Genomic DNA, 23,101 nt, shown 5'->3' with positions numbered 1-23,101 from the left:
ACCCTGCCCCGCTGTGCCTGCGGGAGCAGATTTGCCACGAATTTTTAAGGAGTTGAACCATGAAGAAAAGCATCAGCCTGACCCGCTATCTGGTCGAGCAGCAGCGTGTGGACGGCCTGATCCCCGGCCAGTTGCGCCTGCTGCTGGAAGTGGTGGCCCGCGCCTGCAAGCGCATCAGCTTTGCCGTGAACAAGGGCGAGCTGGGTGAAGTCATGGGCACGGCCGGTAGCGAGAACGTGCAAGGCGAGGTCCAGAAAAAACTGGACATCATCGCCAACGAAACCCTGATCGAAGCCAACGAATGGGGCGGTCACCTGGCGGCCATGGCCTCCGAAGAAATGGAAGGCATCTACGTGGTGCCCAACCGTTACCCCCAGGGCGAATACCTGCTGATGTTCGACCCATTGGACGGCTCGTCCAACATCGACATCAATATGTCGATTGGCACCATCTTCAGCGTGCTCAAAAAGCCCGAAGGCCACCCCGGCGTGACCGAGGAAGACTTTATGCAGCCCGGCACCCACCAGGTGGCGGCCGGCTACTGCATCTACGGCCCGCAGACCACGCTGGTGCTCACCGTGGGTGACGGTGTGTCCATGTTCACGCTGGACCGCGAGCAAGGCTCTTTCGTGCTGATCCAGGAAAACGTCAAGATCCCGGAAGACACCAAGGAATTCGCCATCAATATGAGCAATATGCGCCACTGGGACGCCCCCATGAAGCGCTATGTGGACGAGTGCCTGGAAGGCAAGGAAGGCCCGCGCGGCAAGGACTTCAATATGCGCTGGGTGGCCGCCATGGTGGCCGATGTGCACCGCATCCTGTGCCGCGGCGGCATCTTCATGTACCCCTGGGACAAGCGCGAGCCACAAAAGCCCGGCAAGCTACGCCTGATGTATGAGGCCAACCCCATGAGCTGGCTGATTGAACAGGCCGGCGGCCTGTCCACCAACGGCCGCCAGCGCATCATGGACATCCAGCCCACCCAGCTGCATGAACGCGTGAGCGTGATCCTGGGCGCCAAGAACGAAGTGGAACGCGTAATGCAGTATCACGCCGAGGCCGACAAAACCGCGCTATAATTTTGCTCTGTCGCCGGTGTAGCTCAGTTGGTAGAGCAGCTCATTCGTAATGAGAAGGTCGCGTGTTCGATTCATGTCTCCGGCACCAAAAACAAAAAGCCCTGCGATGCCTTGCATCACAGGGCTTTTTTCTTTCTGCCTGCGGCAAAGCAGGTGAGAGAACTGAGAAAACGACAGACCGGGTCTGCCCCGGAAAAACAGACAAGCCACACGTGCCCTGTGTATGCCCTAGCGGCACTTCGCAGCACCTGGCAGCGGCCTTGTGACAGGCTCCTGTGCGCTTGCATCCAACCCAGAGGTCGCAAAGGAGGCGGCAAGACCCTATGAAAATCACCAAGTACAAAAACGGTTTGGCCGCAGTCGCCGCAGTCCTGGCATTGACCGCATGCGGCCAGAAGGTGGAGGTCCCCCCTGCGCATGTGGGCAAGATCATGACCAAGGACGGCTACCAGGAAGCCCTGATTCCCACCTCCAAGTTCAGGCTGAGCCAATGCTGGGCCTACTGTGATCGCCTGGTCTTGCTGGATGTCTCCGACAAGGCCTACGAAGAGGCCATGACCATCTTCATCCCGGAAGACAAGCTGAATCTGGACGTGAGCATCCGCGCCACGCTGAGCATCAACCCGAAAAAGACCGCCGAACTGTTCAATGCGGTGGCCCCCACCCAGGTCTCTGGCGACATCTCGACCATTGCCAACGAGCAGGTCTACCGCACCTACGCCAGCCAGATCATCCAGTCCGAGGTTCGCGAATATCTGAGCAAGCGGTCAATTGGCGAGATCGCCTCCAGCAACGAAAAAATCAATGCAGACCTGCGCCTGCAACTCGGCAAGGCCATCGAAACGCTGACCCCGTTCTCGGTGCGTTTCGTGGGCATTACCAACCTGAAGTACCCCAAGATCATCACCGAAGCCCAGGAATCGGCAGCCGAACGCCGCGAGGCCATTCAAAAGGAAGAGGCCCAGCTGGCCATCTCCAAGGCCCAGCTGGAGCGGGAGCTGCAAGAAGCCCGCCTGCAGCGCGCCATTGACAAGGAAAAGGCCGAGACCGAAGCCATGTCGCAATCGGTGCTGGCCCAGTCCGTCGACGCCCGCGTGCTGCAGCTGCGCAAGCTGGAAAACGAGCGCGCCTGGATCGAAAAATGGAATGGCCAACTGCCCACCACCACGCTGGGCGATAGCGTGCCCATGGTGAACATCAGCAAATGAGCACCCTGCTCGTCAACCTCCTGCCCCTTGCCATCGCCGTTGCCGGCCTGGGCCTGAGCTGGAAGTACAAAAAGCTGTGGATAGCGGCCACCACTGCCGCCATCTTGTTTGTCTACTTCCAGGCCCAGCCCTCCTACCTGCCCAAGGGGCAGATCGTGCGTGAAGCCCCACCAGTCTTTGTCGAGTCCGACGCCAAAATCGAAGACAGGTTAAGCAAGCCGGTGCCGGGCAGTGAGCGTGACCAGCGCATGCAAGACGCCGTCAAGCAAGGCCTGGATTTCAAAAAATAAACGCAGGGCCAAAAGCTCCCAACCACCAACCCGCCTTGTGCGGGTTTTCTTCATCCTGTCCGGCCATAGCGCTGTGCACGCTGCGGCTTGGTCAAGCCACAGAAGCGAGGCTCAGAGCGTTGTCCACAGCGATGCAATACCGACCAGGTGCAGCAGCCCCATTGCGAAGCAGATGCCAGACGACACCAGCCAAAAGCGCGGAGAGTTGGCTGGGAACATGGGCCGGAGAAACGGGAAAGCGACCGCTCGGCCCAAATACACCGTGCAAATGACGACAAGTGCCAGCTTGGTGAGCGGCAGACGCTCGATGACACCAGCGCCAGCCCATGCGTAGGCGGCCCACAGAAAGAGAACTGCCGTGATGGCGAGAGTGACCAGGGTTGGCTGGAGTTTGCCGGCCTCGACAGCGCGCACCATCCGCTCGCTCGCACCCATCCAGCTATAAGCACGCGCGCCCAAGGCGATGCAAGCGAGGTGAGCGACGGCAGCTATCGCACTGAGTAAGCCGCCCACAACAAGCGCTTGCGCTCCTAAATTTGACATAGCCAACTGTTCGATTCTTGGTAGTGATGCCAGAGCATAACGGACTCTTTACCGGGTGGCGCTGCGCAAGTTGCCTCACTTTGCCCAAGGCACTCACACTGGAAGATCACCCCACAAGCCCGGCAAACGCTGCGAGCGCAATCGCACCGCCGGGGATTCACCCACAACCGTGAATGCACAAATCAGCTCACCTGACCAGTGCAGCGGACACCAAGACTACGGCTTCTTGTATGCCGGAGGCAAAAGGCCCTGTGCCTCAAGCGCTGGCGCTTCATACACAGCATCTTCGGCCGGGTAGCGCAAGCCAGGCAGCTGCCGGACCTTGGCCATGGCCCAAATCACACTCTCCCCCGCGGGCAAAGTGTCGGGCTGCATTGCATAGAGTGGATCGGCGAACGCCATCTCCGGCGACACCACAGTCCAGCCCTGTGCGCGAAAGGCAGCAATCACGTCGGCCAGCGCCGCTGCATTGATGCGGCTGGTATGCAGCAGCAACACATGCGCCGGGCTGCGGCCCAGCACCTGTCGTGCCAGCCCATCGTAATATGCCCCACGATCAAGCAGGTGGGCAATGTAAGCGGCCTTCACCTGCTCGGCTTTTCCCGCCTGCCCTAACTCCATCCACACCGAGTAGATCTGGTTGTAGTACCAGTCGCTGGCATCGATGGACACCGGTGCGGCGCGGTAACCGGCCGACTGCATCCAGCGGCGCATGCCATCGCGCTTTTCCAGGGTGTCACCCTCCTTGAGATAGGGGAAGCGCAGCATGGATGTCCAGCGGGGCATGCTGCGCAAGCTGGCCTCGGCCTGTTGCACGTCGGCGATAAAGTCCGCCAGCGAGACCTGGGCCGATGCCAGGCTGTGGTGGCTGGCCGTGTGGTTGCCCACTGCATGGCCCTGCCGTCCCCATTCCCGGATCAACTCCAATCCGGCTTCACCACCGGTACGCACCAGCGAGGGAAACACCATTGCGCTCACCTCCGCCGCTTTCAGGCTGGCCAGCATCTGCTGGTTCCACAGCGGCGCTTCGGGGAACTTCCCGGGATGGAGTCCGTCGTCAAACGTCAGGCTCAGCGTCTGAGCCATGCCCAGCGAAGCGCTGAGCGACAGCAGCAGTGTGAGCAGGCATCGACGCATGGGTGTTGTCCTTTCAGTGGTAGACCGTAGTGGTAGGGCTGCGTGCGGCGCAGAAACGCCAATGCCCCAGCAGGGCAGATGAAGAGGCTCTTCAAAATAATGAGCTATTGCTGCTTTTATACCTTGGGTTTCCGGAAAAAAACACCGTGAGATCCAGTCTATATCAGCGTTGGCAGCTCCTGAAATCATTAGCAGCCTGCCCGCGCGGGCTCAGCGCTCCAAGCCATATTTGCGCACCTTGTCGTGCAGCGTGGTCTTGGCCACGGCCAGCGACTCGGCCGCACGTGTGAGGTTGCCGCCGTGGCGGCGCAAGGCATCGGCGATCAGAGCGCGCTCAAAGGATTCCACGCTCTGCGCCAGGGGTTGGGCGCCAGCGTCGCTGCTGGCAGCGCCAAAGGGTGGGCCGCCTGCTTCGATGCCCAGCACCAGGCGCTCCGCCGCGTTGCGCAGCTCACGCACATTGCCGGGCCAGTCATAGCCCATGAGCTGCTGTATGCGGCCCGCCGTCAACTCCGGCAGCGGGCGCTGGTGGCGGGCGGCGGCCTGCAGGGCGAAGTGCTCGAACAGCAGCGGGATGTCCTCACGGCGCTCGCGCAGCGGTGGTAATGCCAGCGTGGCAACGTTCAGCCGGTAGTACAGGTCGGCCCGAAAAAGCCCCTGGCGGCTGAGCTCCAGCAGGTCCACCTTGGTGGCAGCCACCACGCGGCAGTCGATGGGAATGAGCTGGTTGGAGCCCAGGCGCTCCACCACACGCTCCTGCAACACGCGCAGCAGCTTGATCTGCATGGCCATGGGCATGCTCTCGATCTCGTCCAGGAACAAGGTGCCGCCGCTGGCATGCTCGATCTTGCCGATACGCCGCTTGCCCGCGCCGGTATAAGCCCCGGCCTCGCTGCCAAACATTTCGCTGTCGAACAGCGTGTCCGGCAGACCGCCGCAATTCACCGCCACAAAGTTGCCACCCTGGCGGCTGCTGGCCTCGTGCAGACAGCGTGCCACCAGTTCCTTTCCGGTGCCGGTCTCACCGTGGATCAACACGTCGGCCGCGCTGCTGGCCAGGCCCAGCAAGGTCTGGCGCAGCTGCTGCATATTGGGTGCACGGCCAATCAGCTGCTGCTCCAGGCTGTCCTTGTGCTGCAGCTGCTGACGCAGCCCACGCACTTCCAGCACCAGGCGGCGGCGCTCCAGGGCGCGGCGCACCACTGCCACCAGTTGCTCCGGCGCAAAAGGCTTCTGGATGAAGTCATGCGCGCCGTCCTTCATGGCCTGCACGGCCATGGAGATGTCACCGTGGCCGGTGATCAGCACCACGGGCAGCTCGGCATCAAAGGCCATCAGATCACGCAGCAGCGCCATGCCGTCCTGCTTGGGCAAGCGGATGTCGCTGACCACAATGCCGGGGTAGTCCGGCGTCAGCCGCTTGCGGCCGGCCTCGGCACTGCCCACGCTCTCGCAGGCAATGCCTTCGAGCTGCAATGCCTGCTCACAGCCGAGCACGATGTCCGGGTCGTCCTCGATGATCAGCACGCGCAGCGCCGGGCTGCTGGACACATCGGACATGGAGGCTTCACTCATGGCGCTCATTATCCAACCCCTCGGTGGGTGGTGCCCCCGGTGCAGCGGATACGGCGGCTGCCGATGCAGGCGGCGCCAGCGGCAAGACCAGGGTGAAGATGGCACCGCCCTGCGGGTGGTTGGCCCCCGTCAGACTGCCTCCGCAGTCGCGCACAATGCCGGCCGACAGCGGCAACCCCAGCCCCAGGCCCACGCCGGGCTCCTTGGTGGTGAAAAAGGGCTCGAACAAGCGGGCCTGCGCGGCCTCGCTCAGGCCGGGGCCATGGTCGCGCACGCACAGCAGCACCTGGTCGCCCTGGGTGCGGCAATGCACCTCCAGACAAGGCTGCTCACAGCCCTCCATGGCGTCGAGCGCGTTGTGGATCAGGTTCACCAGCACCTGCTCGATGCGATTGCCGTCGCACCAGGCCACGGGCTCGGGCCGGGCCACGTCAAAGCGCAGCTGCACACCGCCATGCTGTACGCGCGCCTCCAGCACGGACAGCGCGTTGTCCAGCGCCTGGCCCAGCGGCACGCGCTGGCGCTCGCCGCTGGATTTGCGGGCAAAGCTGCGCAGCTGGCCGGTGATGTGGCCCATGCGGTCGGCCAGTTGGGAGATGCGCTCCAGATTGACCCGGGTGGTGGCGGTGTCGCCGCGCTCCAGAAACTTCAGGCTGTTGCCCGAGAGCGTGCGCAGCGCCGTCAGCGGCTGGTTGAGCTCATGGGCGATGCCGGTCGAGAGCTGCCCTATCACCGCCAGCTTGCCGGCCTGCACCAGCTCGTCCTGGGCGGCGCGCAGCGTGGCCTCGGTGCGTATGCGTTCGGCCACCTCGTCCTGCAGCTGCTGGTTGGCAGCAGACAGATCGGCCGTACGCCGAGCCACCTTGCGCTCCAGCGCATCGTTGGCGGACTGCAGGGCCTCACGGGCAGCCAGGCGATCACGCAGGTGGCGGCGGCGCTCATTGAGCATCAAGGCCAGCAGTGACAAAAACGCCGCCGCAATGGCCGCAGCCAGCGCACGGCTTTGCGCCACTTGCTCCACCTGCTCCAAATGGGAGAGCACGGTCAGCGTCCACGGCGTGCCGGGCAGCAGGCGCGACTGCGCCAGAAACTGACCGCTGACGGGGAACATGGTGGCCATCTCCTGCCCGCTGCGGGCCAGGCGCACCAGGCGCGCGCCATTGCCCAACTCACGCACAATTTGCAGGCCCAAGGGCTGGAGTGCACGGCGGCTGTATTGCTGTGACTGCTCGAAGGCAGCGCGTGCGGCCTCGTCCAGCGGGCGCAGGGTGCTGAATTTCCAGTCTGACACCGAGCTGAGAATGGCCACCCCATGCTCGTCAGTGACCAGCACCGGCGCTTCCACCGTGGCCCAGGATTGCTCCAACTGGTCCAGGCTGACCTTGATGACGGCCACGCCCAATGTTTGCTGGCTGTCGCTCAGTGCCGAGGCCAGGTAGTAACCAGGCTCACCACGTGTGGTGCCTATGCCGAAGACCCGGCCGCTGCCATTGCGCATGGCATCCAGAAAATAGGGGCGAAAAGACAGGTCCTCCCCCAAATAACCGTCGGCCCGCCGCCAGTTGCTGGCCGCCACCACCCGGCCCTGGGTATTGATCACATAGGCGGCCAGCGTGCCGGCGCGCTCGTTGAGTTGCTCCAGGTAGTTGTTGACCTTGGCCGCATAGCTGGCACGTGCGGCCTCGTCACTGGCTGGGGCCAGCAGGCCTTGCACATCAGACTCCAGCTCCAGCACGCCGGGCAGAAAAGCGTATTTGCCAATTTCACGCTGCAGGCTGGCGGCATACAGGTCCAGCCGGTGCATGCCGGTGGCCCGCACCTCGGCCAGGCCCATGCGCTGGGCCAGTTGAAAGGCCGCCAGACCGCTGAGCGCCATCAGGCCGAGTACCAGCACGGTGAGCAGCAGGCGGCGCAACCGGCGGCGCCAGGGAGGAGAAGGAGGTGTTTCTTGTGCCACAAGCAATGCTAGCAGCGACGCGGCAGGCTCAGGCGCTGCCTCGTGCGCTGCGGTGGCGGGGTGCAAGGACTCAGGCACGCGCGCTCAGGACGGCTGACGCGGGCCGGGCGCGACCTCGCTGGCCATCTGCACAGACAAGCCAGGTGCAACAGGCTCGGCTGCGGCAAGGGGCTGCGTGGGTTCGGCATGCGCTGCCAGCGGGGTTTCGTCCTCGTCATCCGCCAACGCGGCATTCGGGTCGACGGCACCTTCCCACTTGGCCACCACGGCGGTGGCAATCGCATTGCCCAGCACATTGGTGAAAGTGCGGCCCATGTCCAGGAAATGGTCGATACCCAGAATCAGCAAGATGCCGGCCTCGGGCAGATTGAACATGGGCAGCACAGCAGCCACCACCACCAGCGAAGCACGCGGCACACCGGCAATGCCCTTGCTGGAGACCATCAACACCAGCAGCATGGTGACCTGCGAGGCCAGCGACATCTCGATGCCGTAGGCCTGGGCAATGAAGATCGCCAAAAAGGTGGTGTAGATCATCGAGCCGTCCAGGTTGAACGAATACCCCAGCGGCAGCACAAAGGCCGTCACGCGCGGCTTGATGCCGAAGCGCTCGAGCTGCTCCATCAGCTTGGGATAGGTCGATTCACTGCTGGCGGTCGAAAAACCCACCAGCAGCGGTCCACGGATCAGCTTGATCAGTCGGAACACGTCCTTGCCCAGCACCAGGTAGCCAGCGCCCACCAGCAGCAGCCACAGCACGGCCAGCGCCACATAAAAACTCAGCATGAATTTGCCGAACACCGACAACATGCCCAGGCCTTCGACGGTGATGGCACCGGCCACGGCGCCAAACACGCCCACCGGGGCGAAGCGCATCACATAGTCGGTGACCTTGAGCATCACATGGACCACCTCGTCCATGGTGTTGACCAGCGAGCGTGCGGACTGGTGGTGCAACTGGCCCAACGCAATACCGAAGAACAGTGCAAACACCAAAATCTGCAGCACCTCATTGGTGGCCATGGCCTCGAAGAAGTTCTTGGGAAAGACATGGGTGATGAAGTTCTTCAGATTCAGCGAAGAAGTCTGCAGACCCAGGCTATCGGCACTTTGCGGCAGCGGCACACCCAGGTTGTGGCCGGGCTGCAGCACATTGGCCAGCACCAGACCGATGACCAGCGAGCAGAACGAGGCCATGATGAACCAACCCAAGGCCCGACTACCGATACGGCCCACGGTCTTGGCATCGCCCATATTGGCCAGGCCCACCACCAAGGTGGAGAACACCAGCGGCGCGATGATCATCTTGATCATGCGCAGAAAGATGTCGGCCAGCAGCGTGAAGTAGCCAGCCAGATCATGCGCGGCTTCGCTGTCAGGCACCAGGCGGTGGCAGGCATAGCCCACCAGGACACCGGCCACCAGGGCGATCAGGACCATCGAGGTCAAACGGTTGAGTTTCATGCGTGTCTATTTGGAATAGTTGTCGGACTGGAAAGCACACCGGTGGAGCTGCCCACCGCACCGCGCCTTCAGCGAACGGACCAAGCCAGTTGCCGAAGGCCGGCTTGTCTCCCGGCTTCGCACACCAGCCGGCTTGCAGCCGCTGGCGGGTAGGGTCTTTTTGCAAATGCCGTGCCAGCCCTTGTTTTCACGCTAACCATATGATTTTCTTATGTGCGCCTAACTTTTTCGCATAAGGATCGACGGTTTTCCGTCACCCCTCACCCGCCAAATATTCGGAAAACCGAACGCCCCACGACTCACTGGACAAGATGCCGGCCATGCCGGGCCGCACCAGCAGCTTCTCGCGTACAGCGTCACCGCCCTCCCCAAGGCTTCTTCCATTTTTCTCCACTCAATATGGAATATTGAGATTTTCGGCACATCTCTCAATATATGAGATCAATACTCACATATTGATATTTCAAAAAATTCCACCTACACTCGCCCTCCAAGAAAGCACAGAAGCTGTTTAGGAAACGGAAGGAGCAACGTGGTCACCGCCCAACGCAAACTCAAGGCTGCCATCATCGGCAGCGGCAACATCGGCACGGATCTGATGATCAAGATCCTGCGCCACGGCCAACACATCGAAATGGGGGCCATGGTGGGCATTGACCCACAGTCAGACGGTCTGGCCCGCGCTGCGCGCATGGGCGTGGCCACCACGCACGAAGGGGTGGAGGGCCTGACCCGCCTGCCCGTGTTCCAGGACATCGACTTCGTCTTCGATGCCACCAGTGCCGGCGCCCATGTGCACAACGACGCCTTGCTGCGCGCGCTCAAGCCCGGCATTCGCATGGTGGATCTCACACCCGCAGCGATAGGCCCTTATTGCATCCCGGTGGTCAATGGCGCGGCCCATCTGGACGCGCTGAATGTGAACATGGTCACCTGCGGTGGCCAGGCCACCATCCCCATGGTGGCGGCCGTCTCGCGCGTGGCCAAGGTGCATTACGGCGAGATCGTGGCGTCCATCTCCAGCAAGAGCGCAGGCCCCGGCACCCGCGCCAATATCGACGAGTTCACCGAGACAACCTCCAAGGCCATCGAAGTGGTGGGCGGCGCCAGCAAGGGCAAGGCCATCATCGTGCTGAACCCGGCCGAGCCTCCGCTGATCATGCGCGACACGGTCTACACGCTGAGCGAGCTGGCGGATGAAGCCGCCATCGCCCGGTCGGTCGAGGAGATGGCGGCCGCAGTACAGGCCTATGTGCCCGGCTACCGCCTCAAGCAGCAAGTGCAGTTTGACCGCATTGCCCAGCCCATCCGCATTCCCGGCGTGGGCGATGCCCTCACCGGGCTGAAGACTTCCATCTTCCTGGAGGTCGAGGGTGCGGCCCACTACCTGCCTGCTTACGCAGGCAATCTGGACATCATGACCAGCGCCGGCCTGCGCACCGCAGAACATATGGCCGAACGCATGCTGGCCGCTGCTGCACGCGCTTGAGAGGAGCACACACCATGAATCCAAGCAAAAAAATCTACATCTCCGACGTGACGCTGCGCGATGGCAGCCATGCCATCCGCCACCAATACAGCGTGGAGCAAGCCAAGCAGATTGCCAAGGCGTTGGACGAGGCCGGCGTCGACTCCATCGAAGTGGCGCACGGCGACGGCCTGCAGGGCTCCAGCTTCAACTACGGCTTTGGCGCGCACACCGACCTCGAATGGATAGAGGGCGTGGCCAGCGTCGTTCAGAACGCCAAGATCGCCACGCTGCTGCTGCCCGGCATAGGCACCGTGCACGACCTGAAGAACGCCTACGAAGCCGGCGTGCGCGTGGTGCGCGTGGCCACGCACTGCACCGAGGCCGATGTCTCCCGCCAGCACATCGAATACGCCCGCAAGCTGGGTATGGAGGCCGTGGGCTTTTTGATGATGAGCCATATGACCACGCCCCAGACGCTGGCCCAGCAGGCCAAGCTCATGGAGAGCTATGGCGCGACCTGCTGCTATGTGGTGGATTCGGGCGGCGCCCTGGGCATGCAGGATGTGCGTGACCGCTTTCGCGCCTTCAAGGAAGTGCTCCAGCCCGAAACCCATACCGGCATGCATGCCCACCACAACCTGAGCCTGGGTGTGGCCAACTCCATCGTGGCCGTGGAAGAAGGCTGTGACCGCGTGGATGCCAGCCTGGCAGGCATGGGCGCGGGCGCTGGCAATGCCCCCCTGGAGGCCTTCATCGCCGCCATCGACCGCATGGGCTGGAACCATGGCACCGACCTGTACCAGCTCATGGATGCGGCCGACGACATCGTGCGCCCCCTGCAGGACCGCCCGGTGCGCGTGGACCGCGAGACGCTGGCACTGGGATATGCCGGTGTGTACAGCTCGTTCCTGCGCCACAGCGAGGCAGCGGCCGCCAAGTACCACATCAAGACGGTGGACATCCTGGTCGAACTGGGCAAGCGCCGCATGGTCGGTGGACAGGAAGACATGATTGTGGACGTGGCGCTGGACCTGCTCAAACAGCGCACCTGAGCACCGAAAAATAAAAACCGGGCAGGCACTTGCGATCGCCACAGGCACATCTTTGCGGTGTGCCTGGCGGCACCACAGGCGTTTGCGTCGGCCAAACACCCAAGAGACAAACCAATGACTGCTACACAACTCCCCCCGGCAGCGCAGGAGCGCAACACCGAAGCCACCATCAGCGATACCGACCGCCGCCGCGCCCTTTTCGGTAGCGCAGTGGGCAGCACCATCGAGTGGTACGACTATTTCCTGTACGGGACTATGTCGTCCATTGTGTTCGCCAAGCTATTCTTCCCGGCCGACGACCCCATCACCAGCCAGCTGCTGGCCCTGGCTTCGTTTGCGCTCGCCTTTTTGATCCGTCCCATTGGCGGCGTCGTGTTCGCCCACATCGGCGACCGCGTGGGCCGCAAGAAGACCCTGGTCATCACGCTGTCCATCATGGGTCTGTCCACGGTGCTCATCGGCCTCACGCCCACCTATGCCCAGATCGGCATCTGGGCGCCCATTATGCTGACCGTGTTGCGCTTGCTGCAGGGCCTGGCATTGGGCGGCGAATGGGGTGGCGGCGTGCTGCTGGCAGTGGAGTACTCGCCCGCCCACAAACGCGGCTTCTTTGGCGCGGTGCCACAGACTGGCGCACTGTTCGGCCTGGCACTGGGCAATCTGGCCACATCGGGCCTGAGCACCGTGTTCTCGGAAGAGGCCTTTCTGTCCTATGGCTGGCGCATTCCCTTTGTGCTGTCCATCGTGCTGGTGCTGATCGGCATGTGGATTCGCAACAAGGTGGAAGAAACCCCCTCGTTTCGCAAGGTGGCCGCCGAGGTCAAGGCCAATCCCAAGGGCGCGGAGCACAAGCGCATGCCTTTGATGGAAACGCTGACCCAACACTGGCGCCCGGTGCTGATTGCCATCGGCGCGAAGTTTGTCGAGACCTCCACCTTCTTTCTGTTCGCCACCTTCACCATCTCTTACTTGGTGAGCCTGGGCTACCAGCGTGTGGACGCCTTGAACGTGGTGCTGATCGCGGCGCTGATTGCCGTGCCGGTGATGCTGTACTTTGGCGCGCTGTCGGACCGCATCGGTCGCAAAAAGGTGTTCATTCTGGGCACCATCGCCATTGCCATCTATGCCGGCCCCTACTTCTGGCTGTTGAACCAGGGCTCGGCGCTGGTTTCGACCATCGCGGTGGTGATTGGCTTTTCCATCATCTGGTCCACCTACGGCTCGGTGCTCGGCACCTTTTTTGCAGAGAGCTTCCCGCCCAATGTGCGCTACACCGGCATCTCGCTGGGCTATCAAGTGGGCGCAGCCTTGGTCGGAGGGCCCATGCCTTTGATCGCTACGGCGCTGGTGGCTCGCTATCATGGCAGCTATGTGCCGGTGGCCATCTTCATTGTCCTGTGTGCGCTGGTCTCGCTGGTCGCCATCAGCTTCACCAAGGACCGTACTGGACAACCGCTGGATGCGTGATCCCGAGGCGCGGCATGGGTGCTGACGACCTCATCACCCAGGCCTCTCCCCTGCTATGAACACCTCCACCACCAAGGCTGCCAAGCCAGCCAAGCCCTTTGCCAGCCAGACCCTGTTCCGTGGCCTGGACATCGTGAGTGCCGTCGCCGACGGCTACCGCACGGTCAAGGACATCTCTGAGAAAACAGGCATCACCTTCAGCACCACGCACCGGCTCGCATCGGCGCTGGTGCAGATCCGCTACCTGCATTTCGAACCACGCAAGGGCTACCGGCTGGGTAGCAGGCTGGTGGAGCTGGGCTTTATGGCCTTCCGCGAATCCGCCGTCACCACGACGGCCCGCCCCTTTCTGGAAGAGCTTGCCGCACAGACCCAGGACACGGTGCATCTGGCTGCGCTGGACGAGGACGAAGGCATTATTTACCTCGACAAGATTGGCAGCCAACGTCCTATCGAGGTCAACACCCGTATCGGCGGCCGCAAACCGGTGTGCTGCACCAGCGTAGGCAAGGCGCTGATTCTCGATCAGGGCCGCACGGCCTGGAAGCAGCGCTACGAGCAAGAAGCCGCCAAGGGGCTTGCAGGACCACTGCCTCTGGAAGAATGGCTGGCCGCCATGGCAAGCTATGCCGCCAATGGCTATACCTTTGACATGGGCGAGAACGTGGATGGCATACGCTGCGTGGGTGCGCCGGTACGCGATGCCAGCGGGGAGATCGTGGCATCGATCAGCGTGACAAGCACGGTCACCTACACCGATGAAGCCCGCATGCGCGAGGTGATTCCCTTGGTGCAGGAAGTGGCGCGCAAGATCAGTTTGCAGCTCGGTGCCGCTGCAGCGTAACCCCCGACACACGACCAGGGCCACGCCTTGCATGCCCGGGAGCTTGCGCGCAGCCATCTTGCTTTGGGCTGCATATGGCCGAAGGGTGACCTGCTGTTCCATCCAGCCACTGGACTAGAGCGTCTTATCACTGTACTGTCTGCAAAGTTAGACAACTTTCCCGAGAGCGACACTCCATGAGCAAAAAGAAAGCTTCCACCGTTCATCACTCCGTGGAGCAAAAGCGATGGGAATTCCAGCGCGAGCAAGAACGCATCACCTACCCACCAGGACACGCAGGCCCTGTGCAAATGGACTGGCGCCAGCGTGGAAGCTACTCGGCAACGGACCTGGACTACCGAGGCCGTGGCAAGACGGAGTAAAAGCCTGCTGAGCGCAGCTTTACGGCCCTCCCTGCGCACAAGCCCTGCCCTGCAGGGCTTTTTTCTTTTCTGAGAGAGAGCACCTGCGCATTGACTCAGCCCGCGGCCCCGCTGCTGGGCCATGAAGGCGTGGTCATGGTGTCTCACCCCCATGACAAGCCCACGTTGCGCCGAGGATTGCTGCAAATGCAGTTGGAAGCATGCCCACCCGCTTGACAGCACAATACTGTATGCGCTTACAGTTATGCCATGCAAAGCAATCGCGTCCTCGCGGGTCTGCCCGTCCCCATCAGTGCCAGCCCCATGCCTCTTCCAATGCTGGACCGCCCCACCAAAGCGCCCTCCAGCATCCACATGGACCTGGCCAAGGAACTGGTGCGGCATCCGCTGCGCACCTTCATACAACGGGCAACTGGCGACAGCATGGAAGACGCGGGTATCTTCGATGGAGACCTGCTTGTTGTGGACAGATACCTGGCGCCGCTGCACGGCGACATCGTCATCGCTCGGGTGGACGGAGAGTTCACCTGCAAACGCTATAGCTGCAGTGATGGCTTGTTCGCCCTGCAAGCAGAAAACCCCGCTTACCCCAGCATCCACCTTGGGGCAGGTCAGGATATCGAAATCTGGGGGGTGGTCACCAACAGCGTGCGCCGCTTTCGCCAGACGTAGAACGGCGCTCTGCCAAAACCATCCCACAGACCAAGAGCGTAGTCCCCAAAAAAGGCCCGCACCGAAATGCGGCGCCATCGGCGGGAGTCGCCACAAAAAACAATCCAGCAAGCTTCTCCGCTGTCATACCAGCAGAAATCCCCTCGAATGCCTGAATCAGTACTGGTTGAACACGGGCCTGCGCCCCAGTGAGCAGCCCTGGGCCAGCTGCTTTTCTTTGCCTTCGGCCCTATATTTGCTGAACCAGCGCTTGGAGCCCTTGGGACTCACTTGAAGGTACAGGCCATCTGGGTCAGTGAAGCGTGCTTGCTCTCGCTCGACACGGACGACACTGAGCATCGGTCATACATGGGCAGCAGCTCCAGGGTGGAGGACAGAGTCCCTGCCCGTTCCCTCCAGCCCGTGGGCTGCAAGCCGCATGTCTATTGGGTTTCAGTGGGAAGCAGGGGGCAAGTTGCCCAACGCATTGAATCACCCCGGGGTCAGTTCAAAACCGGAACGATTCCATAAATCTTATAGATACATAAGATTTAAATTGCGTTATGAGGCTTTTGCAAAATGGCGGCTCAGTATCGATACATTGTCCACGGCTGCCGTAGTCATATTTACATCGGGCAGCGGCGAGACTTGTGTCCACTGGATCGCGTTGGGTGTCTTGCCCAATGCCAGAGCAGACCAAGCAGTGCCATCATCCGCAATGGCAAAAAGATGCATGTAGCCACCCTTGTCAAAGCTTGACTGGATACTTAAAAACTTACGCTTTCCATCCATTTGAAACCTCTGCTAACAAAGATTTCAGCATATATGATGTTAGACAAGATGTGATTCGTATTTTTAATGCTATCGGACTTTTTCATTAGGGCAATTACAAATGTAGGAGGCAACGCCTGGCCGGTGTACAGAAACCACCTACAGCAATGCTGTACAGATACTCTGAGCTTCTCAACACCGACTCACAACTTGCCAAGCCCGCAATGTGTGGGCTTTTTTCTTGACCACAGCAGAAGGCCCTGCGGCTTGGCTATATATGCCTAGCGTTATTTCCTGACACGCTCGCCCGAAAAACCATACTTGCGCGTTGTATTCATATGAAATGACAGTAAGGACGTGAAACCGTTCTAGCTGAGCCCGGCACAGCCCGGGCCAAGCTTGATTGAGCATATACGCCGTAGGTGCTCAAGTTTGATTTTTCGCCGGGTCTGGGGGTTCTCCTCTTCCTCCCGCCCTTCTCTTTCCCCAGATAGCCGCAAGGCGCCGGCTTTTTTCTTCTTGTGAGTCGCTTCATGCGACCTTGCCCACCCTGCCCACGCTCGGTGGGTTTTTCTTTTTTGGAGAAACACCATGTCCAGTCGTTACCGCTGCAACTTTGGCCGCCTGCGTGGCGCGGCCGCCGAGCGCTTTGACGAGGGTCCGCGCCCCATTCTGCCAGCACAGGTCGCCCCCTTCGGCACCAGCACCTGGTGCGCCACAGAAGCCGCCCACCACCGCCCCCCCAAGCTCGCACATAGTGGGCTTTTGTGCCCATGCCCCCCTTTCCTCTGCACCTAGCCGCGCCCGCCAGCAGCTGACCACCGAATCACCCCAGGTGATGGAGCTCAGCGCCGATGCCATCTGAAAGGACTGCCCCATGTCCAACAGCATCACACCTTGGGCCATCGCCCCCCTACTGGCCCTGGGCCTGAGTGCCGTGGCCGGCCCCACGGCTGAGCCTGACGTGTTGCCCATGGCCGTACCCAGCGCAGCCTGCCCGCCAGGTCTGGTCGGCGTGTGGATCGACAGCACCATGGCCGAGTGCCAGAGGGGGCTGCCGTGAAAGCCTTGTTCCATCTCTTCGCCTGATCCGGCATCTGCCTGAGGGCTGCCGGCCTCATGACCGACATACCCATCTGATACCCGCTCGCCCCTGCATCGGGCTTTTTCTTTGCCGATCAAGAATGAAATTCCAACCCATCAACCGATCTCAGGTCGTGCCCCCTCAGAGCGTGTTCACGCTCTCAAAGCAGCAGGGCCCATGACCGTTACGGGGCTGGCCGAATACCTCGGTTGGAAAAGCGAAAAAGTGACCACCACCGTCGGCACTACCCGCTGGCTGCTGGCTGCTGCCCGAGCAGGGGTTTTGCACCGTGCGCTAGGTGCCGGTCACTGACCGCCGTGGCCGCGACCTGGCGGTGTAGCGGCCGAGAAACCTGCCGTGAATGCAGGCAAACCGAAGCCCGGTACCGACACAAGCACCGCGCAATCATCAATGCGCGCAACCAGACCAGCAATGCAGCAAAGCTGCGGTGCGCCTGCCATCAATCCGTGGGCAACAACTCGCAGTGCCACGGGCTCCGTGTCGGCCAACAGCCGCAACCCGGAAACCGGCAATACCTGGACCGGGCGCGGAAACGAACCAGCGTGGATTCGCGGCAAGCCCGCGAGGCCTATCTGATTACCCCAGCAGCAAACGGGGGCATGAGCACAGGCTGCAGCCTGTCCTGATCTCTTTAATTTCCAATGCCATTAATACACCATGGTCTATATATTGTAAGTATTGTTACACGGACGGTTTTTTACCATAAATTGGAGTATTGTGAATAAGTCAGTTAATCCTAATTGACAACAAGGACCGGAGGTCCAAATGCAGTACACCGATAAAACAATTCACAATATTCAAAGCCGAAAAGAACATCTTCCAGATGTCGACAGCCACGCCGTACATCGCGATGACTATCACCGCACGCCAGATGATCCAAAAAACAAAAATCACATTCAGCCGCATAAAGATCAAACGGATTCTCGGCAAAAAAATGCAGTGCCAAAGCGATAGCGGCATCCGAATAGACAGATCGAGGTAGATATGTTCACACTTCCACTCACACTATGGGAAAAAATTTATGCTGCAGTTGAAAGCATTTTCTCCCACGGCTCACAAATAGAACCACTCCCTCAGAATTCCGCGAGCAAACCTCTGACCAAAGAGGAAATAGCTATCTTAGAGGACGAGTACATGGTAAATCGTGACGCTTAATTAAGCCCCGATTTTTTGGGGTTAAATGCCCCCCTGAAAAACTGTTACCACTTGATAGTGGGGGTTTATTTCAGCCCGCACGGCCCAAGCCGCGCGGGCTTTTTCTTTTCTATAGCCCTGAATGAAAACCGTTGCCGTGCTATTCCACCGCTCAGGCAGCGACTACAAGTCCCTTGCCGATGTGGAGGCATGGGATGCCGAGCACGATGCTCGCAATTGGTCAGGTGGCAGCCCTGTTGTTGCCCACCCTCCGTGCCGCGCTTGGGGAAGGCTGCATCTGTTTTCAAATCCATGCAAAGGCGAACGTCTTCTGGCAACGTGGGCAGTACAGAAAATCCACCTGTGGGGTGGCGTTCATGAACACCCCGCGGGTTCACAACTTTGGACAAAATCTGGACCTTCCGAGCCATCCCAGCTCGGGAAATATGGAGGGTGGACGCACCCCATTCACCAACACTGCTGGGGAGCTCGAGCGGAGAAAGCGACGCTGCTCTACATCGTGGGTTGCATGAGATTCCCGACCTTCCTTTTATTCCTGGAGAGTCCTCCCTTATTATCCCAAGCAGGAGACGCCATAAATCAAGACTCCATATCACCAAAGCCAAACGAGAGCACACGCGGCTACCACTGGCCGAGTGGCTTATCGAGCTGGCACGCTGATGGTCTCCTAATCCCCAGACCCGCCCACCAACGTGCCTTTTATTTTGGAGCACTCCATGGCCACTCAAAACAGCATGAATCTGACAAAAAGCTGATATGCAGACACTCAGGTAGACAAGGGTCAAGGCTGCCTTTAAATACCTCAGTACAGAACATTAAATTTTGTTAACAATACGCGCCATTAATACAAAGAGAGGAATGGGATGTTTAGGAGAAATGGGCCGTGCTTTGTTTGCTACGGCACAGGTATCGCGTTGGACCAAGCTGGCCATGCAGATCCCGCGCCGACACTGTGCCACCCTGCACACAACAGGCTGGAGTATTTTTAAGGTGTGGTTGAAAAATTCGACACACCAATAGCAAGACTTTCAGCAATACAGACAAGCCGACATAAGCCGTAGAACTAGTCAGCACTGCAAAACAAGCGAGCCCCCCATTGAGGCGCCATACAAACCAGCCCCGCCATTGAGCGGGGCTTCTTGTTTTCATTCGGAGAAAGAGATGAAACAAGCTGAAGCAGCTGCCATTGCAGGTAGCAATAACGTGCCCACCGGCGCGGGCACCAGTGCCGACTGGGTACTGGCCGAGAAATTCGAAGAGCTGACCGGCGTCACGCCCATGGCCATCCATAACCGCCGCTGGCTGGATGGCAAGCACTGCGCCGTCGTCGCGCGCCGCCTCTATGTGAACATCAAGGAAGCAGACCAATGGATCCAAAGCCAAATATCGCCACGCCGCCCGGCATAACGCTCCGCGAGCAAGCCTCTGTCCAGCGCATCCAAATTGCCTTTACCTGGCAAAAGCAGCAATGCCGGGAGCTGCTGCCTCCCGGCCCAGTCAACAAGTCCAGCATTCAATATGCGGCCAACCTCCGCGCAGAGATCAAGCGCCGGATTGCCGATGGCACGTTTGTCTATGCCGAGTACTTCCCGGACAACCCCAAGGCCCGTACACCAGAAAAGGAAAGCTGCCGCATGGAGAAGAAGCTGCAGGACCAGCTGGAACTCTATGAAAAACAGGTGAAGAACGGGAAGATGTCCCCTGCCACCTACAACGGCTACGCCAAGGCTATCAACAGCGCTAGGATGAAGACCTGACACGGAAAGCAGCTGCGTGAAGTGACGCCTTCGGCGCTGCGCGACTGGATCAGCTCGATGGATTGCACGAGCAAGGCCATACGCAACTTGCTGACCCCATTGCGCAGCGGTTTCGAAGATGCGCTGAATGATGAGCTGATCGAATTCAATCCATTTGACCGTATCGCCCTGGCCAAGTTGATCCGCCAAAACAGCAAGGCCAGCGACTATGTGATCCAGCCATTCACCCAGGCCGAGCGAGCCATGCTGCTGCAAGCCTGTCGTAGCGATGAGTGGCCCACCATTCAATACTGGCTGAACACCGGCCTGCGACCTGGGGAGCTCCAGGCCCAGCAAAGACGGCGGCCGGCATCCGGGATATCGACCTAAACAGCGACGCTCTCGAGGCGCTGCAGGCCCAGCAGCTGATCAGCAAAGCCCGTGGGCCCAGGATTTGGCTGAATCCAAGAACCATGCAGCCGTGGGAAACCGATGCCCAGGTGCGTAAAACGCTGTGGCTGCCGCTGATGGAGCGCGCCGGCATCCCGTACCGAAACCCCTATCAGCTACGGCACACCTACGCCTCCACCCTGCTCACGGCCGGGGCCAACCCCTGGTATGTGGCCCAGCAGCTGGGGCATGAGGATGTGGAGATGGTCTTCCGCACTTACGGCAAGTTCATCCGCGAGGACTACCAGAAGCCAAAGGTTGCCTTGCAGGCCGTCAACTGAGATCGGTGCATTCCTGGTGCATTTTTGGTGCATTTCTGTGCACCAACACACACCGGTTTGGCAAAAGAAAACCGGCCTACACCTTGCATTTGCTGGGCTGGCGGGAATTGAACCGCAGCCCGCACTAGGCTATGTGCGGGTTTGCACCGAATCGGTGCGAAAGCTGTGCGAATCAAGAAAAACACCCGACACTGACTGACACTCAAAGCACAAAAATAGCCCCGACACCATCAAGGCTCCGGGGCTCTTTCCTTACAGATCAGATGCGGCAATACAGGGAACGACAGGATTCGAACCTGTGAGGTCATCATTGATACCCGCGCAGTCCTTTACAGGCGCTGCGCCCATTAAGCCGCTCTGGCACGCTCCTTTGGGCAGTGTACCGAAGAAGCCCCGGAAACCAAGGCCACTCTTAGTCTTTCGCTGGAGGCAATTTCTTTGTCGATACTCTTTGCCATTTTCCATTAGGCAGTTGTCTTATGGTGATGCGCTGACGCAGTGAAGGACAGCAGTTTGCATCGCGATCAGAGTAGTCTCTAACGTCAAAAACTAGCGTGTCTTTGGTTGCCCCAACAATTCTCTCGACATATCGCGGCAAGCCAGCATCAACGGCGGGCTCAGACTCATACGGATTCACATAAAAAGTGTCTCCCGCACCAACACCCACGATTGCAAGGCGCGCACCACTAGTCCCTGAGCCCCCTTGGCAGCCCAAGTCACCATTCCATAAAACAGCAAACTTAGCTTCATCACGTTCGAGCATATTTGTCAATGGCGTCATGGCTGCAATATTTTTACCAGACAGCCCATCGTCGGCATCGCATGCGATCGCACGAGCATAGAGGTTTACTACCTCAATAATTTTCTTTGTTTGTTCTGCCACACTGGGTGGTTTTTCAATATCACCTTGAGCGTGGCTCGAGAGTGCAAACCCACAAATGCTAAAAGCAAGCAGACTGCAAATCTTCCGGATCTTCATAATTTTCCTAATTACTCATTGAATTAGTATCAAATAGTATCTCAAGCAATTGTTAGGCGTCACTTCGGCCACGCCTCCAACATCAGTCCCGCATCTGCTGCATGCCCATCAGCTTGGCGCGCGAGCTCTCCACCAGCTTCGCCTGGATCCGCAACGGCAGCGCTCCGTCGAAGGTGTTCTAGCTCTCTGTGGACCGCGATAAGGCCATCAACATTGCATGGATCATGAAGGCTGACGCCAGTCTTTTGCTTCACCAGCCCAATCACATATTCGCGATCTACTCCAAGCTTGTTTGCGACGTGCAGAGCACAGGAGCGTGCATGAGACGCCCTGTGCTCAAGAGAAACAGAGTCGTCCAAAAGCTTCCGCTGGTGAGAGTTGTAAGACATGTGCTTGCCTTGTGTTTAGCCACTGCATCCCTGCCAGTTTATGAGCATGCGCATGCGAGCTGCCGGATTCGACCAACCTCCCGCTACTCCAGCCGCTCAAGAAGTGCCTTGTCCACTCGCACCTGCCCCTGTAGCAGCCCTACTTCGGCATCCCGCTGCCGGACCAGGCCTGCAAGTCCTGCAACCACTGCTCCGCCCTCTCCAACCAGGACTGCGAGCTTTTCGTGTCGATCTGCGAGATTTCGGCAGGCAGCGGCGTCACCTGCAGCTTGGGCGTGGTGGGTGGCGGCGGTGCGGAGGTCGTGCTGCAGGCCTGCAATGCGAACAGCGTCAGCAGCGCGGCCAGCCTCCAGGGCCGCCAGCTTTTGGGTGTATTCATGGGTGTTTTCCTGTTGGGCTGCGGCGTGCTGCAACAGCGCACCCGCTTTGTTTTCTATAGCATCCTTCGCTTGCTTTGCATGCGATGCATCCTGTTTTGACTGCTTTGTCTCCACCCGGGCCGCCACGGCATCAGCGCGCCAGCCCTGGGCAACCCAACCGGCCGCGAAGGCCATAGCCAGCGCCAGAGATCTCAGGATGGTTTTGCCGCGCCCCGTCATACTCCCTCCAAGCAAAGCGCTTTCTCAGCCTGCCGGCGGCCCTGCAGTCCAGGTACAAACACCCCGCCCGCATAGCTCCACACCGGCTTGCCATCAGGCCCGCGCGCCAGCGCTTCACAGCCCTGCGTGACCTGGCCGGCATTGATCAGCCGTACCGCGCGCGACCCGCAGGCCCCATCCTTTCCCACGTTGATTGCGAACATGGTCAGGCCAACCAAGCGCTTGGCCGACAGGTAGTCCCAGCTCACGCAGCCCAGCATTGCGTAGCCGTATTCCAGCAGCGTGACCTTGTTCACCTCCCGGCAGTCGTCGGCCGTGAGCTTGGTGCCCACCACGGCAGCGCGATCTGTACGCCCCGCGCAGTACGTTGGCAGCCCTCCGGCCAGGTGGTCCGCGTAGACCTGCAGCACATTCCCTTCCAGGCGCTCCAATGTGCTCAGCGCAAAGGGGCTGCTCAGCGCAGCCAGCAGCACAGTTGGAATCACACCTTTGCGCACCACGGCGGCCGGGATGCTCGGGGTCTTTGGCACTGG

The 23,101-nt window shown here is 60.1% G+C and carries 26 protein-coding genes and 2 tRNA genes; 17 read left to right on the top strand and 11 right to left on the bottom strand.

The genetic code is table 11. The features are described from left to right. The first annotated feature begins 59 nt into the window (after positions 1-59). The 4 genes from ACA027_RS10385 (at position 60) to ACA027_RS10370 (ending at position 2,580) form a co-directional block, all read left to right on the top strand. On the top strand, positions 60-1,082 hold the full coding sequence (locus tag ACA027_RS10385) for a class 1 fructose-bisphosphatase (protein ID WP_370682298.1): 1,023 nt from the start codon (positions 60-62) through the stop codon (positions 1,080-1,082). 12 nt (positions 1,083-1,094) lie between these two features. After that, positions 1,095-1,170 (top strand) — tRNA-Thr (locus tag ACA027_RS10380). A 235-nt stretch (positions 1,171-1,405) separates the two neighbouring features. Beyond that, positions 1,406-2,290 (top strand): SPFH domain-containing protein, encoded by an 885-nt coding sequence (locus ACA027_RS10375; protein ID WP_370682297.1) that lies wholly within the window; start codon positions 1,406-1,408, stop codon positions 2,288-2,290. Then, a complete protein-coding gene (locus ACA027_RS10370; RefSeq protein ID WP_370682296.1) occupies positions 2,287-2,580 on the top strand; it encodes a hypothetical protein in 294 nt (97 codons plus the stop codon). Before ACA027_RS10375 ends, ACA027_RS10370 begins: the two co-directional genes overlap by 4 nt. 111 nt (positions 2,581-2,691) lie before the next feature. On the opposite strand, the gene ACA027_RS10365 is transcribed toward ACA027_RS10370, so the two are convergent. From ACA027_RS10365 to ACA027_RS10345, 5 genes are all read right to left on the bottom strand, one after another. Then, positions 2,692-3,039, bottom strand: coding sequence for a hypothetical protein (locus ACA027_RS10365; RefSeq protein WP_370682295.1), 348 nt, complete (start codon positions 3,037-3,039; stop codon positions 2,692-2,694). 300 nt (positions 3,040-3,339) lie between these two features. Further along, positions 3,340-4,260, bottom strand: coding sequence for a polysaccharide deacetylase family protein (locus tag ACA027_RS10360; protein ID WP_370682294.1), 921 nt, complete (start codon positions 4,258-4,260; stop codon positions 3,340-3,342). 210 nt (positions 4,261-4,470) lie between these two features. Continuing rightward, positions 4,471-5,835 carry a sigma-54-dependent transcriptional regulator gene (locus ACA027_RS10355; protein WP_370682293.1) on the bottom strand — a complete coding sequence of 455 codons (1,365 nt, stop codon included), beginning with the start codon at positions 5,833-5,835 and terminating at the stop codon, positions 4,471-4,473. After that, positions 5,828-7,711 carry an ATP-binding protein gene (locus ACA027_RS10350; RefSeq protein ID WP_370682557.1) on the bottom strand — a complete coding sequence of 628 codons (1,884 nt, stop codon included), beginning with the start codon at positions 7,709-7,711 and terminating at the stop codon, positions 5,828-5,830. The genes ACA027_RS10355 and ACA027_RS10350 overlap by 8 nt, the downstream gene beginning before the upstream one ends. Positions 7,712-7,876: 165 nt before the next feature. Beyond that, positions 7,877-9,256 carry a dicarboxylate/amino acid:cation symporter gene (locus tag ACA027_RS10345; RefSeq protein WP_370682292.1) on the bottom strand — a complete coding sequence of 460 codons (1,380 nt, stop codon included), beginning with the start codon at positions 9,254-9,256 and terminating at the stop codon, positions 7,877-7,879. Between the two features lie 598 nt (positions 9,257-9,854). Between ACA027_RS10345 and ACA027_RS10340 the strand changes: the two genes are divergently transcribed. The 6 genes from ACA027_RS10340 to ACA027_RS10315 all read left to right on the top strand — a co-directional run bounded on the left by ACA027_RS10340 (position 9,855) and on the right by ACA027_RS10315 (position 15,124). Continuing rightward, positions 9,855-10,745 carry an acetaldehyde dehydrogenase (acetylating) gene (locus tag ACA027_RS10340; RefSeq protein ID WP_370682556.1) on the top strand — a complete coding sequence of 297 codons (891 nt, stop codon included), beginning with the start codon at positions 9,855-9,857 and terminating at the stop codon, positions 10,743-10,745. 14 nt (positions 10,746-10,759) lie between these two features. Continuing rightward, positions 10,760-11,779 carry a 4-hydroxy-2-oxovalerate aldolase gene (gene dmpG, locus ACA027_RS10335; RefSeq protein ID WP_370682291.1) on the top strand — a complete coding sequence of 340 codons (1,020 nt, stop codon included), beginning with the start codon at positions 10,760-10,762 and terminating at the stop codon, positions 11,777-11,779. Positions 11,780-11,893: 114 nt separating this feature from the next. Then, on the top strand, positions 11,894-13,246 hold the full coding sequence (locus ACA027_RS10330; protein ID WP_370682290.1) for an MFS transporter: 1,353 nt from the start codon (positions 11,894-11,896) through the stop codon (positions 13,244-13,246). Between the two features lie 55 nt (positions 13,247-13,301). After that, a complete protein-coding gene (locus ACA027_RS10325) occupies positions 13,302-14,090 on the top strand; it encodes an IclR family transcriptional regulator (RefSeq protein ID WP_370682289.1) in 789 nt (262 codons plus the stop codon). A 176-nt stretch (positions 14,091-14,266) separates the two neighbouring features. Further along, on the top strand, positions 14,267-14,452 hold the full coding sequence (locus ACA027_RS10320) for a hypothetical protein (protein WP_370682288.1): 186 nt from the start codon (positions 14,267-14,269) through the stop codon (positions 14,450-14,452). A gap of 315 nt (positions 14,453-14,767) precedes the next feature. Then, positions 14,768-15,124, top strand: coding sequence for a LexA family protein (locus ACA027_RS10315; protein ID WP_370682287.1), 357 nt, complete (start codon positions 14,768-14,770; stop codon positions 15,122-15,124). Positions 15,125-15,280: 156 nt separating this feature from the next. Here ACA027_RS10315 and ACA027_RS10310 read toward each other — a convergent pair whose 3' ends face one another. Further along, positions 15,281-15,463, bottom strand: a complete 183-nt coding sequence (locus tag ACA027_RS10310; protein WP_370682286.1) for an Arm DNA-binding domain-containing protein — start codon at positions 15,461-15,463, stop codon at positions 15,281-15,283. 201 nt (positions 15,464-15,664) lie between these two features. After that, on the bottom strand, positions 15,665-15,895 hold the full coding sequence (locus ACA027_RS10305) for a hypothetical protein (RefSeq protein ID WP_370682285.1): 231 nt from the start codon (positions 15,893-15,895) through the stop codon (positions 15,665-15,667). An 856-nt stretch (positions 15,896-16,751) separates the two neighbouring features. On the opposite strand from ACA027_RS10305, the gene ACA027_RS10300 reads away from it, so the two are divergent. From ACA027_RS10300 to ACA027_RS10270, 7 genes are all read left to right on the top strand, one after another. Next, positions 16,752-16,937, top strand: coding sequence for a hypothetical protein (locus ACA027_RS10300; RefSeq protein WP_370682284.1), 186 nt, complete (start codon positions 16,752-16,754; stop codon positions 16,935-16,937). A gap of 432 nt (positions 16,938-17,369) precedes the next feature. Then, entirely contained in the window at positions 17,370-17,555 is a 186-nt protein-coding gene (locus ACA027_RS10295; RefSeq protein WP_370682555.1) for an H-NS family nucleoid-associated regulatory protein, read from the top strand. Positions 17,556-17,744: 189 nt separating this feature from the next. After that, complete coding sequence (locus ACA027_RS10290; RefSeq protein WP_370682283.1) at positions 17,745-17,933, top strand: hypothetical protein; 189 nt, start codon at positions 17,745-17,747, stop codon at positions 17,931-17,933. Between the two features lie 1,362 nt (positions 17,934-19,295). Further along, positions 19,296-19,541: an excisionase gene (locus ACA027_RS10285; protein ID WP_370682282.1), complete on the top strand. Its 246-nt coding sequence runs from the start codon at positions 19,296-19,298 to the stop codon at positions 19,539-19,541. After that, positions 19,502-19,891, top strand: a complete 390-nt coding sequence (locus ACA027_RS10280; protein WP_370682281.1) for an Arm DNA-binding domain-containing protein — start codon at positions 19,502-19,504, stop codon at positions 19,889-19,891. The genes ACA027_RS10285 and ACA027_RS10280 overlap by 40 nt, the downstream gene beginning before the upstream one ends. Positions 19,892-19,912: 21 nt before the next feature. Next, complete coding sequence (locus ACA027_RS10275) at positions 19,913-20,260, top strand: hypothetical protein (protein WP_370682280.1); 348 nt, start codon at positions 19,913-19,915, stop codon at positions 20,258-20,260. Then, positions 20,164-20,601: a tyrosine-type recombinase/integrase gene (locus ACA027_RS10270; protein ID WP_370682279.1), complete on the top strand. Its 438-nt coding sequence runs from the start codon at positions 20,164-20,166 to the stop codon at positions 20,599-20,601. The genes ACA027_RS10275 and ACA027_RS10270 overlap by 97 nt, the downstream gene beginning before the upstream one ends. A 275-nt stretch (positions 20,602-20,876) precedes the next feature. Here the strand turns inward: ACA027_RS10270 and ACA027_RS10265 are convergent. From ACA027_RS10265 to ACA027_RS10250, 4 genes are all read right to left on the bottom strand, one after another. Then, positions 20,877-20,970: transfer RNA gene (locus ACA027_RS10265), tRNA-Tyr, on the bottom strand. A gap of 43 nt (positions 20,971-21,013) precedes the next feature. Further along, on the bottom strand, positions 21,014-21,580 hold the full coding sequence (locus ACA027_RS10260) for a hypothetical protein (protein ID WP_370682278.1): 567 nt from the start codon (positions 21,578-21,580) through the stop codon (positions 21,014-21,016). A 528-nt stretch (positions 21,581-22,108) separates the two neighbouring features. Continuing rightward, positions 22,109-22,348 (bottom strand): hypothetical protein, encoded by a 240-nt coding sequence (locus tag ACA027_RS10255; protein WP_370682277.1) that lies wholly within the window; start codon positions 22,346-22,348, stop codon positions 22,109-22,111. 216 nt (positions 22,349-22,564) lie between these two features. Beyond that, positions 22,565-23,098 (bottom strand): lysozyme, encoded by a 534-nt coding sequence (locus tag ACA027_RS10250; RefSeq protein ID WP_370682276.1) that lies wholly within the window; start codon positions 23,096-23,098, stop codon positions 22,565-22,567. Between the last annotated feature and the right edge of the window lie 3 nt (positions 23,099-23,101).

This window comes from Comamonas sp. GB3 AK4-5 (assembly GCF_041320665.1).
GTDB lineage: Bacteria > Pseudomonadota > Gammaproteobacteria > Burkholderiales > Burkholderiaceae_C > Comamonas.
Note: the sequence above shows the minus strand (reverse complement) of the source record. Positions and strands in the feature narration are given on the sequence as shown.

Coding starts and splice junctions, on each gene's coding strand:
- ACA027_RS10300 (WP_370682284.1), top strand. CDS start 16,752: ATGTCCAACAGCATCACACCTTGGGCCATCGCCCCCCTACTGGCCCTG.
- ACA027_RS10345 (WP_370682292.1), bottom strand. CDS start 9,256: ATGAAACTCAACCGTTTGACCTCGATGGTCCTGATCGCCCTGGTGGCC.
- ACA027_RS10295 (WP_370682555.1), top strand. CDS start 17,370: ATGCGCGCAACCAGACCAGCAATGCAGCAAAGCTGCGGTGCGCCTGCC.
- ACA027_RS10370 (WP_370682296.1), top strand. CDS start 2,287: ATGAGCACCCTGCTCGTCAACCTCCTGCCCCTTGCCATCGCCGTTGCC.
- ACA027_RS10310 (WP_370682286.1), bottom strand. CDS start 15,463: ATGCTCAGTGTCGTCCGTGTCGAGCGAGAGCAAGCACGCTTCACTGAC.
- ACA027_RS10255 (WP_370682277.1), bottom strand. CDS start 22,348: ATGAATACACCCAAAAGCTGGCGGCCCTGGAGGCTGGCCGCGCTGCTG.
- ACA027_RS10330 (WP_370682290.1), top strand. CDS start 11,894: ATGACTGCTACACAACTCCCCCCGGCAGCGCAGGAGCGCAACACCGAA.
- ACA027_RS10355 (WP_370682293.1), bottom strand. CDS start 5,835: ATGAGTGAAGCCTCCATGTCCGATGTGTCCAGCAGCCCGGCGCTGCGC.
- ACA027_RS10325 (WP_370682289.1), top strand. CDS start 13,302: ATGAACACCTCCACCACCAAGGCTGCCAAGCCAGCCAAGCCCTTTGCC.
- ACA027_RS10360 (WP_370682294.1), bottom strand. CDS start 4,260: ATGCGTCGATGCCTGCTCACACTGCTGCTGTCGCTCAGCGCTTCGCTG.
- ACA027_RS10320 (WP_370682288.1), top strand. CDS start 14,267: ATGAGCAAAAAGAAAGCTTCCACCGTTCATCACTCCGTGGAGCAAAAG.
- ACA027_RS10305 (WP_370682285.1), bottom strand. CDS start 15,895: ATGGATGGAAAGCGTAAGTTTTTAAGTATCCAGTCAAGCTTTGACAAG.
- ACA027_RS10290 (WP_370682283.1), top strand. CDS start 17,745: ATGCAGTACACCGATAAAACAATTCACAATATTCAAAGCCGAAAAGAA.
- ACA027_RS10260 (WP_370682278.1), bottom strand. CDS start 21,580: ATGAAGATCCGGAAGATTTGCAGTCTGCTTGCTTTTAGCATTTGTGGG.
- ACA027_RS10285 (WP_370682282.1), top strand. CDS start 19,296: ATGAAACAAGCTGAAGCAGCTGCCATTGCAGGTAGCAATAACGTGCCC.
- dmpG (WP_370682291.1), top strand. CDS start 10,760: ATGAATCCAAGCAAAAAAATCTACATCTCCGACGTGACGCTGCGCGAT.
- ACA027_RS10375 (WP_370682297.1), top strand. CDS start 1,406: ATGAAAATCACCAAGTACAAAAACGGTTTGGCCGCAGTCGCCGCAGTC.
- ACA027_RS10280 (WP_370682281.1), top strand. CDS start 19,502: ATGGATCCAAAGCCAAATATCGCCACGCCGCCCGGCATAACGCTCCGC.
- ACA027_RS10315 (WP_370682287.1), top strand. CDS start 14,768: ATGCTGGACCGCCCCACCAAAGCGCCCTCCAGCATCCACATGGACCTG.
- ACA027_RS10385 (WP_370682298.1), top strand. CDS start 60: ATGAAGAAAAGCATCAGCCTGACCCGCTATCTGGTCGAGCAGCAGCGT.
- ACA027_RS10350 (WP_370682557.1), bottom strand. CDS start 7,711: ATGGCGCTCAGCGGTCTGGCGGCCTTTCAACTGGCCCAGCGCATGGGC.
- ACA027_RS10340 (WP_370682556.1), top strand. CDS start 9,855: ATGATCAAGATCCTGCGCCACGGCCAACACATCGAAATGGGGGCCATG.